5 protein-coding genes are annotated in these 15,533 nt (G+C 30.9%); 1 reads left to right on the top strand and 4 read right to left on the bottom strand.

Annotated elements, in window-relative coordinates:
* Positions 1 to 23 precede the first annotated feature (23 nt).
* Positions 24 to 7,025: a T9SS type A sorting domain-containing protein gene (locus tag KI686_RS11235; RefSeq protein WP_237589385.1), complete on the bottom strand. Its 7,002-nt coding sequence runs from the start codon at positions 7,023 to 7,025 to the stop codon at positions 24 to 26.
* Between the two features lie 986 nt (positions 7,026 to 8,011).
* Positions 8,012 to 8,290: a hypothetical protein gene (locus KI686_RS11230; RefSeq protein ID WP_237589384.1), complete on the bottom strand. Its 279-nt coding sequence runs from the start codon at positions 8,288 to 8,290 to the stop codon at positions 8,012 to 8,014.
* Positions 8,291 to 8,695: 405 nt separating this feature from the next.
* On the opposite strand from KI686_RS11230, the gene recG reads away from it, so the two are divergent.
* Complete coding sequence (recG, locus tag KI686_RS11225; protein ID WP_237589383.1) at positions 8,696 to 10,792, top strand: ATP-dependent DNA helicase RecG; 2,097 nt, start codon at positions 8,696 to 8,698, stop codon at positions 10,790 to 10,792.
* A gap of 60 nt (positions 10,793 to 10,852) precedes the next feature.
* Here recG and KI686_RS11220 read toward each other — a convergent pair whose 3' ends face one another.
* Together KI686_RS11220 and KI686_RS11215 are read right to left on the bottom strand one after the other, a co-directional pair.
* Positions 10,853 to 12,289 (bottom strand): TolC family protein, encoded by a 1,437-nt coding sequence (locus tag KI686_RS11220; protein WP_237589382.1) that lies wholly within the window; start codon positions 12,287 to 12,289, stop codon positions 10,853 to 10,855.
* Positions 12,282 to 15,521 (bottom strand): efflux RND transporter permease subunit, encoded by a 3,240-nt coding sequence (locus KI686_RS11215; RefSeq protein WP_237589381.1) that lies wholly within the window; start codon positions 15,519 to 15,521, stop codon positions 12,282 to 12,284. The genes KI686_RS11220 and KI686_RS11215 overlap by 8 nt, the downstream gene beginning before the upstream one ends.
* Positions 15,522 to 15,533: the final 12 nt, after the last annotated feature.

The raw sequence follows: 15,533 nt of genomic DNA, 5'->3' as shown, positions 1-15,533 counted from the left end.
TTTAAATTGAATTAAAATGTTATTTATTCTATCACCACTTTTTTATTAAAAGTTCCTTGATTGCTGTTTAGTTTTACAACATAAACACCCGATGGTAAGTGTGTTGCTACATTTAATTGATAAACATTTTCTTGTGTTGTTATTTGCCAAGTACTTATTTGTTTACCTAAAATATTATACAATTGTACACTATTAATTAATAAATCGATCTGTTTATTTATAACAATTTGATTATTTGTATTGTCTGCATAAATACGTAAAGACGTATCTAAAATATCATTATTACTATTTAAACTACTTTCTTCTTTAAAAGCTAATACAAATCTATCAGAATAAACACCAGTATCTAAAGTTAAGTGAACCACATTGTCTATTACTGGATAAGAAATACCTGTTAATTTATCTGTAATAAATACCTCTTCAGGTACATTTTGTAGCTCATCAATAGTTAATGTAATTTCACCAGAATAATCCATTACAATTTCTAATGGAATTTCTAAATCTACCGAAATTTCTTGTACTCCTGCAATTATATATTTTGCTTCATCATCAGAAAACTTCCAATAGATATCTGTGGTTCCAATATCAAATATGGTAGCATCATATCCTTTGTCAAATTCAAAAGAATTACCTGCTTTAAACGAAATACCTATTTGACGGTGTAACTGTAATTCTTCTTTGTTCTTATAGCCAAAACCTAATTTTAAGATTGGTAATAAATCAGAAGTGTTTTTTGTGGCTGTTTTGCCTGTTGTTTCTCCTGTTTTATAAAAAACAGATTGATTAGCATCTTCCTCTGTAACGTATTCTCTTTGACTGTTGTTAAACTCAATAGTACCACCATCACTATCCCCAACAATCATAAAGCCCTGTGCAATAGCTACGTAAGGTCCTGGTGTTTGGTAGTTTTCGTTTTCACCAACTCCAGAAGTACCGTTATTGTCATTACTAGAATTATTTACACTATTAGCAGCTAAGCCCATTGCGCTATTTCTAACAGCGTAACCACCAATATATCCTGCAAAAATATGTCCATCAATTCCTACACCTTCTCCCAAAGCACTTTCTTTATGTTCCCAGAAATAAAGAGAGCCTGTTATTGTGTTTATATTGTCTTCTATAAATTTATTAACATTAAGTGCAGAAGCATAAGGGTTACCTATTAAATATTCTTGATTTCCTGTAAGTGCTTTAGGTGTGTTAAAGATACCATCATTAGGAGAACCGAAAAAGGTATAATTTTGGGCTTGACCAGGTCCTTTAAAAATAAAGCCTTCTCCACTTCCAATAAAACCATCATTCCATTTGTGTTCCCAATTAGAATATCCATCGGTACTTGGTGCAAAAGTATACATCCAGTAATCTGCTAAAGAAATAGGGGTTGTAGTCTTATCTCCATCATAACCACTAATAAATGTAATATCTCTAGCGATACCATTAGCTGTATTAATAATTAAACCATCGTATGATAATGGATTTGACCCGTCTTTTAAAACGTCTCTTATAGTGTATTTATAAGAGTTTTCTGCTGTATTAACAGGAGAACTCATATAATTATAGCGATACAAACTAGGTACTTCTGAGTTTTGATCGATTAACAATTTGCCCGAGCCCGTAACTTGATTTGTAGAAGTATGAGTTTGTACCAATTGTGCTTTGTTTGTATTGTCAGAACTAATTAACCTAATTTGTCCATCTAAAACAATATTGTTAGTAACTACTAATAATTGGTCTGTTACTCCTAATTTTTTTGAAGTGTTAACAGTTAACTTTCTAGCGCTAAAACGACTATCTGTATGGTTGTAATTTTCATTAATAATTACAAAACGAGATCTGTCTGGAGCTCCATTAGACCAAGTATTATTACTTAATCTTGTTGTAATATCTATGTTATGTAAACCTAATTGTGTATTTACATTGTCAGAAGAATTTACAATTTCTGATATTAAAGGATCATGTGGATGTCTTCTTACTATTGTACTTGATAAAATATCGTCTGAATCTGATTCATAAGAAACAATTGCATCATCTATAAATACCACCCATTCATCTACATTATAATCTTTATTAGGTACTAATGTTTCATCAATTCTTACATAAGAAGTTTTGTCTGCAAAAGATGCTACAACATCATATCTATTTGCATAAGAAGTAGCATCTGATGTTCTTGATAAAGTAATCAAATCGTTTGCTCCTTCAAAATTTGTTAAACTATCATCTGTTATAGAAATAGCGCCACTATTAATATTAGTAATAGAATTGTTTGTATTACCGATAATTACAGATTGACCAGGATTTAGAGAATTTGTAACTTGGTAACTGGCTGTTGGTATAATGCCAGATAAATCGCCTACTTGATCATTATAATATTGAATTAAAATAAGATCAGCACCAATACTATAGGTTTTACTAACATTTGTTACTTCTATCCAACGCTCATTTTCAAATTGATACACCTGAGTAATCATTGGCACTCCATCTAAAGTTGTATCTCTATAATCTACATCACCAATTGTTAATGCATCTCCATCTTCATCAGTAAAATTATCTGCTTGAGTATCATCATACTCTCCGTTTACATCTGTATATCCTAGGTCTGTATCTCCTGTTTCAATAGTATCCACTAAACCATTAACACCTACATTACCGGTAACCATACCATTGCCATCATTAGCTAAATTACTACCAGATTCTACAATATCATAAAAACCATCTCCATCTGAATCTAAGTCTAAATAATCAGGAACTTCATCTGAACCAGTATTTGCATTTTCATCTGTATTAACAGGAGATAATCCTAGAGATCCTGTACCAAATTCATCACCATTTGGTGTTATATCATAGGCGTTATCTAAACCGTCGTTGTCAGAATCAAGACCTGTAGGAGGTAGATATCCAATAGTTGACTGTGCTTCTATATTATCAGGAATACCATCATTATCAGAATCTAAATCTAAACTATCTGGAATACCGTCTTGGTCTGTGTCTCTGCATGTATTTGATGTAACACTTACATAATCTATATCAACTCCTGCACCTAATGATCCTGTTGGTGGAGGTGTACCCACAAATTGAATGGTAGTCTCTGATGTTGTAGCTGTAAAAACTTGAGAAAAATAATACCATTTTTTAGGTCCTACAATACCTTTTACATTCCCCTCTGCTTTTGCTGTTAGAGTTTCATTAAAAATAGAGGTGTTTGAGGAATCTAAAACATCAACATCTAAAGTAACATCTTGATCAACTTCATGACCAACATCTTCTCCCCAATAAAATGAAATAGTATAGCTGTTACCTGGAATGGTATTTATATTTTGAGAAAGAATATTACTTACACCACCTGTTTGGTCGTTGTTACCTATAACATCTATGTATTGATTACCATGATAAGCACTTGCAAAAGTAATTGAATTGGTCCAACTAGGTGATTGATCGCCAACCCAACCATCTAAGTTTTGAGTATAAGACCAACCTGTTAATGTGTTTGTATTATAACTTGTACCTATAAATGTACCTGAAGCGTCTGTAAAACCATCTGGAAATTCTGTTGTATCTGAAAAGTCTTGCACTTCAAAACTACCATTTACAATTAATTCTCCACATCCTTCTTCTGTGTCTAAAATACCGTCATTATCATCATCTATGTCAACCAAATCAGGAATCCCATCTTGGTCAGTATCTAAAGCATCTCTGTAATCTACATCTCCGGTTGTTGTTGCATTATTGTCTTCGTCTCCAAAAGAAGCTATTAAAGAGTTTATGTCTGTAACTGTATTATTAGGATCTAAACCATCATTAACAGTGTTGCTTACAATTAAAGCATTATTATTATCATCAAAAGCATCATCTAAACCATCACCATCAGAATCATTTCCAGAAACGGAATTGTCGGTATCTCCATTTTCTATAATATCTAAAATACCATCATTATCAGAATCTGAATCTAAATAATCTGGGGTTTCATCAGAATCAGTATCTACAACCTCTAAACCAAGAATAGCTCCATTTTCATAATTATCGTCAACTCCATTGTTATTATTATCAGTGATATTTAGACCAGATGGAGGAGTGTAACCAATTGTTGATTGTCCTTCTATATTGTCTGGTATTCCATCGTTATCAGCATCAATATCTATATAATCTAAATAACCATCGTTATCAGTATCTCCATTAAGATAGCCGTCTGGTGTACCATCTCCATTAGCGTCAGCTTCGGTTAAAATTAAAGCATTGTTAGTGTTAGATCCAGAACCGTCATAACCAGGATCTAATACATTTATTGGGTCTCCGTCTACCGTATCATTAAAACCATCATTATCTGCATCTATAAAACTATCTGCTTTTCCATCTCTATCATCATCCGTTCCTCCGGCTTCTACAACATCTAATATTCCATCATTATCTGAGTCTAAATCTAAATGATTTAAGATACCGTCTCCGTCAAAATCTCCATTTGGATAATTGTCTGGAGCTCCGTCTCCGGTAGTGTCTGCTCCTGTTATAACTAAAGCATTAGCTGTGTTTTCTGATGTTCCATCATTACCAACATCTCCATCTACAACATCATTAAACCCATCTTCATCTATATCTACAAAATTGTCTGCTTTACCATCTCCATTAGTATCTGTACCACCAAGTTCTACAACATCTGGTATTCCATCGTTGTCAGAATCTAGATCTAAACTATCAGGTATTCCATCATTATCGGTATCTGGGTTTGTAATATCAGTACCACCAATAGATGCATCATACAAATCATCTAAACCATTTTGGTTTACATCATTAATTAATGTTCCATCTGCATTGATATTATCTACTTTACCATTACCATCTATATCAGTTCCGCCAGCTTCTACAATATCAGGAATCCCGTCGTTATCTGAGTCTAAATCTAATCTGTTAGGAATTCCGTCACCATCGGTATCTTTATCAAAACATTTACTAGAAAATGAATTATCATTAGTTGCAAAAAAAGTAACATCGGCAGTATCAGAAATATCTACTCTTAAAGTAGCTACTTTAACTTGTTCACTAGCAGTTAAATTAAATTCACTTAATTCTACGGCTAACATTCTAATAGGTTTTGTTGCGTTTGCTTGAGTATTACTACCATTTTGAGCATATTGGTCTACAATGTACTCTCCCATTGGTGCTACATTTCTCCAATTAATATTAACCCCTTGTCCAAGATAGTTACCTTCTTCATCTAAAAGATACAGGGTATTGCTTGTAGGGTTACTAGTGCTAGTAGAGGGTACAGCAATTTGAGTTAATAAGATGTCTGGCTCTCCGTCACTAATAGCTCCGTTAGTAATAGATTCTAAATTAAAATAAAAAGTACTGTTAAGGTTTGCAACACCGTATGCCATATTAAAACCTCTTGTACCCTGAGATAAGTAGGGATTATAAGGACCAGATAAGCTTGTAAGTAGAGGCCCGTTAGCATTAGATGCATCTCCATCTAAAAGAGCTGCTTCTAATATAACACCATTTGTTATTGGGTTTGTAGGAGGTAAGTTACTCCAACTTGTTTCGGTAAGTGTAACATCTATAGTTCCATCATTATTGGTGTCTATTCCATCATATAATCCGTTATTATCGCTATCTATTAAGCGATCGTTTGCAACCCCAGTTGCGTATGAATTGGCTCCAACAGAAAATGCCAATAAATTAAAATGATTGTCTGGTTTTGTGGCATTGTAAGAAGAGGCAGAAGATTGCCAAAAACCATTATAGTCTGTATATAGGGCGTCTACAATATTTACACCGCTTTCTGTTGTAGGTTTTGTACCTATAGGGTCTACATCTATACTACAATTTTCTTCTAGATAATCTGGAATACCATCATTATCATCATCTAAATCTTCACTATCTGGTATACCGTCTCCATCAGAATCTATACCTATTTCTGGATCTATGGTTCCATCTAAATTAGCACAAACTTCTGTAGTATCCATTGGGTTTGTACAACCCGTGCCTGTACAATTATAAGTAACAGTACTATCTACCGTAGAGCTTGGAAAAGGGGCGCCATTAAAAGTAAAATCAATATTTAAATTTGGTCCAACATTACCATTAAAACCATCAGCTTTATTTGTTAATTTTATATATCCTGTTTTTGAGTCTGATTCTGGTCCTGTTACATATCCAGTACCTTGTATTTTATCACCAATATTAGAGTATCCTTCTGTATAAAATTCTCCTCCGGATATATTTACATTTCCAGAAGATGTAAATGTTCCATAGTTTTGAAATAAACCGCTAGATTTGGTCATGTCTAAACTTCCGCTTAAAATGTTAAATTCTCCTGTATTTACAACCCTTCCTCCATTTGTATTAAAAGCTGTTCCAGAATCAAGCGTACCACAATTTATTAAAATTGTATTAGGACTAATATTAAAATTATTGTTAACAGACATGTAGTTTTGGTTTCTAAAACTACTAGCCCCCATATTAGACCCATTAATTTGTCCTGAAATATTTACAGTACCAAGGTTATCAAATTCATTAACGCTATTAGCAGTAAACTCTATAGATGCACCCGCACCCACAGTTATAGTTCCTTCATTAAAAAAAGTATTATTACCCTTAAAGCTAATGGAATTGGATGTTGTTAAACTTCCGGAAATACTTGTAGTTATATTTACGTTGTTATTAAAATTAGGGTTATTAGTAAAATTTAATGCTCCACCTAACTCAAAAGATAGATTAGATCCGGAGTTGGTCTGAAAATTACTTGAGTTACTAAATGTTAATGAATTTCCATTAGCAATACAAATTATGGCATCATTTTGAAATGTAACATTGGCATTTGAAAAGCTTACATCACCAATAATACGAGTTATCCCTGTTTGAAAAGTATAATTACCAGTTATATTTGTATTAATAGTATAATCATAATTACTGCAATTTAAATTGGATTGTGCTTGTGTATTTAAATTAATACAGAAGAATAAAAGAGATACATAAAATTTTAACCCAATTATTTTTGCAAATAATTTTAATTTTTTTTGATTTTTAGACATTGTTTTCTATTTAATAACCTAACTTATTTTTTAATTTATTTAACTACATGTAAAAGATTTGAAACTTATAAGGTTTCATCAAATTACGATTGTAAAAAAATATAGTGGGGGAATTAATAACTCTTAAAACCTATTTATAATAAGAGCATAAGAAAATGCTAAATGCAAGATGAAATAGGGGGGTAGTACTGCATTAACACCTTTTCTATTTAAAGTGATTAACGTTTAACTTAATATTTTTAATGGTCTGTACTATATTTGTTTGAGGGAGGTAACTTTTATTTATTGTAAAATACAAAAGCCAATAAGAAACAAAAATAAAATTAGTTTGATCTTTCTTTCTTAAATTATTAAATAATATTTTTCCCATAAATGCTTTTCTGTTTTAAATATTTTTGGGGGTAAAATATTGTTCTAATTGCTACAAATTTAATATTAAAATAGAATAACACAATCTTTTTTTAAAATATTTTTTAAACCTATATATCAATTGTTTAAGATATTATATTTCTTGTTTTTTTTTAAAAAAAAGAGTACTGTTAAGCTTTTATAAAAGTTGATGAATTTTACATTATTTAGTGGCATTTTATTCTTTTTAATGTCTTGTAAAAGGTAGTTTATAGCTTGAAAAAAATGTGCTTTTTAATCACAATAATTCAATTTATTTTTCAAATAAATCACCTCTTTTTTTACTTTTTTTGATATTTAATTAGGCTGTTTTTAAGCTTTTTTTGACCGGAAAAAAAGGAGAAAAAGCCTTGTGAAAAGTGTTTTTTTTACCCAAAAAGCAAATATTTAGGTTTATTTATGCTTTTGAAAATGCATCTTGATGGAGTTTTTACTCCGTCTTGATGCAGTTACAACTGCGTCAAGACGCGATAAAAGTTGCATACGGACGCATATGGGCCAAAAAAGCGCAAAAATCAACCATTTTTGCGCTTTTATTCATAAAAATCCTTTTGATTTTTATCTCTTTTTTGTTGGATTTATGTGTTGAAAAAAATATGATTTAAGAAAAAATCAAACTTTTTAAAAGGTCTAAAAAGTGCTTTTATTTTATAAATTGAAACCATAGAAACTTGCTTTTTTTGCAAAGTGGTTTGTGGTGAAAATAATGGTGTTAATATAGTTTTAGAATTTAAATTTTTACTTGCGTTTTTAACTCCATTTGTAATCAAAAAAAGACAGACCATACATTTACTCGATAAAAGGGCATCAAGCAAAATATAAATGCATAACAATATGTGTAATTTTTCTAAATTCATTTATGTTATTATGGGTAATAGTCTAGTTATTAAGTAAATTTACCGCTTTTTATCCATATATTTTCATAATAGTTTTTAACAAAATGGCATACTTTATTCACAAAAAAAAGAGTATCTACAGAATATGGTATTTACATGTCAATATTTTTTAGAAAATAAAAATAATTGAAAATAGATAAGTGTCATTTTAGATGATTTTTCATTTATAAAGCGCTTTCTATAAAGATTAAATTTTAAAATTTAAATGGTTATTTTTAAGAGATTCTTTAATAGAAAGATGTTTTTAGTTTTAGCATCATTATACATGATGAGATGATAAAAAATGAAAGAATTTAAATTCAATTTGACTTAAATTATAAGATTTTAATAGAGATTTCTGTATTTTCGTTATTTATATTTTTAAAATTGAATTTAAGTTACCCAATTACATATATAAAAGGAATTAGTGTACAAAGAGCCGCTCTTTTGTATGCAGAATTGGGTATAAAAACATGTAATGATTTATTAAATTTTTTCCCTAATCGTTATATAGATAAAACCACTTTTTATGCAATTAAAGACTTACAACCAAATACTTCTGAAGTACAGATTGTTGGTAAAGTAGTTCATATAAAATCTGTAGCACAAAAAAGAGGAAGTAGGTTAGTAGCAACTTTTAAAGATGCAACAGGCTCTATGGAGTTGGTTTGGTTTAAAGGGCAAAAATGGATTAAAGATTCTCTTAAAATAAACGAACCTTATGTAGTTTATGGTAAATTGAATCATTATAACGGCAATTTTAGCATTCCTCATCCAGAAATGGAGTTAGTTAAAGATTATAAAAAAAAGTTGCAAAGTAAAATGCAACCCATTTATCCATCAACAGAAAAACTAACAAATGCTGGCGTTTCTAATAAATTGATGAGAAACTATGTTCAAAATTTATTACAACAGTTTTTTGAAGTTATAGAAGAAAGTTTGTCTCTAGAAATTATAGACAGTTTTAAACTGATGCCTAAAAGAGACGCGTTGTTAAATGTTCACTTTCCTAAAAGTCAAGAAAATTTAGCAAAAGCACAAGCTCGTTTAAAGTTTGAAGAGTTATTTTTTATTCAACTACAATTATTAAGAAAGAAGCTCATTAACAAGACTAAAATAAAAGGATTTGTGTTTGAACATGTATCTGATTATTTTAATGATTTTTACAACAATTATTTACCATTTAATTTAACAAACGCTCAAAAAAGAGTTTTAAAAGAAATTAGAAAAGATGTTGCTTCTGGTGCACATATGAATCGTCTTTTACAAGGAGATGTTGGTTCTGGTAAAACCATTGTAGCATTATTAACCATGCTTTTGGCAATAGATAACGGTTTCCAGGCAACAATAATGGCACCCACAGAAATTTTGGCAACGCAACATTATCATGCAATATCAGAAATGGTAAAAGACATGAATATAAATGTTGATTTACTAACTGGTTCTGTAAAAACAAAAAAGCGTAGAGAGATTCATCAGAATTTAGAAGACGGAACTTTACATATTTTAATTGGTACACATGCTTTGTTAGAAGATAAAGTACAATTTGATAATTTAGGAATTGCAATTATTGATGAACAACATAGATTTGGAGTTGCACAGAGAGCTAAATTGTGGACTAAAAACTCTTTACCACCACATATTTTAGTAATGACAGCAACACCAATACCAAGAACCTTAGCAATGTCTGTTTATGGCGATTTAGATATTTCTGTAATTGATGAGTTACCTCCGGGAAGAAAAGAAGTAAAAACAGTACATCGTTTTGATAGCAACCGTTTGTCTGTTTTTAAATTTATGAAAGATGAAATTGAAAAAGGAAGACAAGTGTACATTGTCTATCCTTTAATTCAAGAATCTGAAGCCATGGATTATAAAGATTTAATGGATGGTTATGAGAGTGTGTCAAGAGAATTTCCATCGCCAAAATACCAAATAAGTATTGTACACGGACAAATGAAACCTGCGGATAAGGAATACGAAATGCAACGGTTTGTAAACGGTGAAACTCAAATTATGGTAGCAACAACAGTAATAGAAGTTGGTGTAAATGTACCGAATGCAAGTGTTATGATTATAGAAAGTTCAGAGCGTTTTGGTTTGTCGCAATTGCATCAATTAAGAGGTAGAGTTGGTAGAGGAGCAGACCAAAGTTATTGTATTTTACTTTCTAGTTATAAATTATCTGAAGAAGGAAAAACACGTTTAAAAACTATGGTTGATACTACGGATGGATTTAAAATTGCTGAGGTAGATTTAAAATTACGAGGACCAGGAAATTTAATGGGTACACAACAAAGTGGTGTTTTAAATCTTAAAATTGCCGATGTTGTTAAAGATTCTAAAATTTTAGTAGCAGCCAGAAATACTGCAATTGCTGTTTTACAAGAAGATGGTAACTTATCGAAACCAGAAAATGCTAAAATTAAAAAAGCCTATTTAGCATTGTCTAAAGATTCTAAAATTTGGTCTAATATTAGTTAAAATAAAAAAACCATTCCTGAAAAAAGAAATGGTTTTTAGATTCGTTTTTAAAAGTGGTTTTTAGTTCCAGCCACCACCCAAAGATTTATAAACAGCAACATTTGCCATTAATTGCTCTTTTTTAGTTTCTACCAATTCTATTTTAGCATCTAAAGCTTCTCTTTGGGTTAATAAAACCTCTAAATAATCTGCTCTTGCAGCTTTAAATAATCGTGTAGACAATTGTATAGATTCTGTTAAAGCATCCACCTCTTGTTCTTTTAGATCATAAATATTTTTAAGATTTTTTATATTAGAAAGTTCATTAGAAACTTCTATATAAGCACTTAAAATTGTTTTTTCATACTCAAAAATAGATTGTAGTTGCATGTCGTTAGCATTTTTGTAAGCAGCTTTAATCGCATTTTTATTGATTAAAGGCCCTACAAAATCACCAACTAAGGAGTATGCTAAAGATTCTGAAGTATTTGTTAAAAACTTAGTTTTAAAAGACTCTAAACCAACACCTGCTTTTATACCAAAAGAAGGATAAAAATTAGCTCTAGCTACTTTTGTATTTAATTTTGCTGCTGCTAATTCATATTCTGCCTTTCTAATATCTGGTCTGTTTTGCAATAATTGTGATGGAACACCTTCATAAATAGAGTCTATTGCAGTCGCTAAAAAATCATCTGATTTTCTAGTTACTTTTTGTGGAGTTTTACCGATTAAAAAATTAATTTTATTTTCTGTAACTACAATTTGTTGTTCTATTTCTAGCTTTTCACTTTGGTTTTTTAGAACTTCTGCTTTAAACCTTCTAACTGCTAACTCTGTTGTTTTAGCGGCTTGCTTTTGTAGTTTTACAATTTTTAAAGCATTTTTTTGAATCTCTAAATTTTGGTTTACAATATCTAATTGATTGTCTAAAGCCAATAATTCGTAATAAGTATCGGCAATTTCTGCAACTAAATTTGTGGTCATAAATTTTTTACCTTCTACAGAAGAAAGATATTCGAAAACTGCAGCTTTCTTTTCGTTTCTTAACTTTTTCCAAATATCTAATTCCCAAGAAGCAGAAATGCCTAAAGAATAATTAGACAGAGGGTCTGGAAATTCTTCATCATCAATTTTTAATTGTTCTTCTACAGAGCCGTTTCTTGTATATGCGCCAACTTTTTCTGTTTCTGCACCTCCATAAAAATTAACAAAAGGTAAATATTCTCCTTTTTTAGCTTTAATTTTATTTTTAAACATATCAACTTTTAAAAGCATTATGTTCATTTCTTGATTGTTAACCAATGCGGTATCAATCAAAGAAATTAAATTAATATCAGAGAAAAAGTTTTTCCAATTTGTTTTTGCTGTATTTAGAGTATCTACGTTGTTATTTGCATAGGTTTTAGGTACTGTTTTGTTTTCTTCTCTAACCTTTTGTGTAGGTACACAGGAATACAAAAGTATTCCTATGCATGCAGCCACAAAGTATTTTAAATCATTTATTTTTATATTATTCATTGTTTTTTCTTTTGGTTAATTTTTTTAAAAGATTTGTAATTCTTTTAAGTTTTGTTTCTTGATCTGCGTCGTCAAAATTCTCCATTATTTCTTCGGATAAAGGCAAAGTAGCTTCGTCTTTAATTAAGCTTTTACCATCTATCATTTTAGCGAAAATAAAATACAATCCAGGTATGATAAAAACACCAAATAAAGTACCAATTAACATACCACCTAATGCAGAACCACCAATTGTTTTATTGGCAATAGCACCTGCCCCAGAGGCAATAATTAAAGGAATTAATCCTGCAATAAAAGCAAAAGAAGTCATTAAAATTGGTCTAAATCTTGCTTTAGCACCTTCTATAGCCGACTCTAAAATGGTAGCACCTTGTCTACGTTTTTGTACAGCAAATTCTATAATTAAAACAGCATTTTTACTTAGTAAACCAACTAGCATAATTATACCAATTTGGGCATAGACATCATTGGCAAGTCCCATTAGTTTTAACAAGGCTAAAGAGCCAAAAATACCTATTGGTAGTGATAAAATTACCGCAAACGGAAGTAGGAAACTTTCGTATTGAGCAGCTAGAACTAAGTATACGAAAATTAGTACAACAATAAAAATATATAAAGATTCATTACCTCTTTTAGCTTCATCAAAACTTAAGCCTTCCCAAGCAATATCATAACCTCTTGGTAATTCTTTAGCTGCAACTTCTTTTATAGCATTTATTGCGTCATCACTTGTAAATCCATTTGCAGGTAAGCCTCTAATAGCTGCAGAATTATATAAATTATAACGAGTAATTTCATTAGGCCCTAATTCTTTTTTTATCGACATAAATGCAGAATAAGGTACCATTTCTCCTTCTTCATTTTTAACATATAGTTTTTCTAAATCTGTAGGTAATTTTCTGTATTCTGGTGCAGCTTGTGTGTATACTTTAAAAAATCGACCAAAACGAATAAAACCTTGCTCGTAAGTACTACCAATTAAAATATTAAGGTTTTCTATTGCCTTACCAATAGTAACCCCTTTTTGCATTGCTTTTTTATTATCTATCTTTAATTTAAATTGCGGATAGTTTGCAGAGAAGAAGGTAAATAAACCTGTTAGTTCTTCGCGTTTACTTAAAGCTTCAATAAATTCGTTATTAATTCTTTCAAATTCATGATAATCGGTAGAGTTTGTTTTGTCTAATAAACGCATAGAAAATCCACCAGAAGAACCAAAACCAGGAACAGCAGGTGGTTCAAAATACTCTATAATAGCACCTAAATCTTTGGTTTCCTCTTCTAATTCCTCCATAATTTCATGTACAGAATGCTCACGATCAGACCAAGGTTTTAAGTTAATTAAGCAAGTACCAGCATTAGATCCTCTACCTTCAGTCATAATTTCGTAACCCGCTAAAGAAGTTACAGAAGCAACACCTTCGTTTTCTTCACAAATTTTTTGCAATTGTTTTGCAATTTCATTTGTTCTTTCTAAAGTTGCACCAGGAGGAGTTTGGATGATGGCATAAATCATCCCTTGATCTTCATTAGGTATAAAACCAGCAGGTAAAACTTTACTTGTAAAAAATATACCTGCACAAAAAGCTACTAAAACTCCAAAAGTAATTACTCTTCTAGCAACAATTTTATTGATAACCTTTACATATTTACCAGTCAGTTTTTCAAAACCTCTGTTAAACCAATCTATAAATTTATCTATTGGAGATTTCTTTTTAGGTTTGCCATGATTGTTTTTTAACATCATGGCGCAAAGTACAGGTGTTAATGTTAAGGCTACAATTGCAGATATAACTATAGAGCCTGCCATTGTTATAGAAAATTGACGATAGAAAACCCCAACAGGACCAGACATAAAAGAAATAGGAATAAACACAGAAACCATTACTAAAGTAATAGCTATAATTGCTCCACCAATTTCTCCTAAAACTTCGTAAGACGCTTTGTAAGGAGTAAGATTTTTTTCTTCCATTTTTACATGGACAGCTTCTACCACTACAATAGCATCATCTACCACAATACCAATAGCTAAAACTAATGCAAAAAGGGTAATTAGGTTGATAGATAAACCAAATAATTGCATGATAAAAAAAGCACCTATTAAAGAAACCGGAACAGCAATAATTGGTATTAATGTAGAACGTAAATCTCCTAAAAACAAGAAAACTACAAAAGCTACTAAGATGAAAGCATCTCTTAAAGTGTCTATTACTTGTTCTATAGAAGCATCTAAAAAGTTAGAAACATCGTAACTAATTTGAAACTCTGTACCAGCAGGAAGTTCTTCTTCTAACTCGGTTAATTTTTCTTTTACAGCCTCTATAACATCACTACCATTACTACCAAAAGTTTGTTTTAAAACTATAGATGCAGATGGGTTTCCGTCTAAATTAGAATAAATATCAAAAAACTCACTTCCTAATTCTACATCAGCAATATCTTCTAATTTTATAATTTCTCCTTCTTCGTTAGCACGAATTATGATTTCTTGGTATTGATCTGGTTTATTATATCTATTTTCATACGTAAGTACATATTCCAAAGACTGTGATTTTTTACCAGAACTTCTACCCAATCTACCAGGTCTTGCCAAAATACTTTGGTCTTCCATAGCTTCTAAAACTTCTTCCGCAGAAATATTATATGCTCTCATTCTATCTGGCTTTAACCAAACTCTCATTGCATATTTTCTACTTCCTAAAATTTTTGCACTAGCAATACCATCTATACGTTGTATTTCTGGTATTATTTTGGTGTATGCGTAGTTGTATAAAAACTTTTCGTCGTTGTTTTTTTCTTTACTAAAAAGGTTTACATACATTAACATACTAGGTTGTACAGGTGTAATAATAACACCTTCTCTTTGCACCAATTCTGGTAATAAAGGCATTACTTGGTCTACTCTGGTCTTTACCCTAACTACAGCTTGATTAGGGTCTGTACCAGGTTCAAATATTACACGCAAAGTACCTTCACCAGCACTTGTTGCATCCGAAGCTATATAACGCATTCCTTGCACACCGTTTATGGCAGTTTCTAATGGAATTAAAGTAGAATTAACTAAAACATCTGCACTAGAACCAGGATATGCAATAAAAATATTTACAGTAGTTGGTGCAATTTGTGGAAATTGAGAAATTGGTAATTGCTTTATGGAAAGCAAGCCAGTAAAAACGATTATCACAGAAATGACAATGGCCAAAACGGGTCTTTTTATAAATTTACTAAACATTTTTTTGTAGTT

This window comes from Polaribacter sargassicola (assembly GCF_021991835.1).
Taxonomy (GTDB): Bacteria; Bacteroidota; Bacteroidia; order Flavobacteriales; family Flavobacteriaceae; genus Polaribacter; species Polaribacter sargassicola.
This window is presented reverse-complemented; position numbering and strand designations above follow the sequence as displayed.

Bases quoted from the DNA above. Each gene is read 5' to 3' on its own strand.
- KI686_RS11235 (WP_237589385.1), bottom strand. From the start codon at position 7,025: ATGTCTAAAAATCAAAAAAAATTAAAATTATTTGCAAAAATAATTGGG.
- KI686_RS11230 (WP_237589384.1), bottom strand. From the start codon at position 8,290: ATGAATTTAGAAAAATTACACATATTGTTATGCATTTATATTTTGCTT.
- KI686_RS11220 (WP_237589382.1), bottom strand. From the start codon at position 12,289: ATGAATAATATAAAAATAAATGATTTAAAATACTTTGTGGCTGCATGC.
- KI686_RS11215 (WP_237589381.1), bottom strand. From the start codon at position 15,521: ATGTTTAGTAAATTTATAAAAAGACCCGTTTTGGCCATTGTCATTTCT.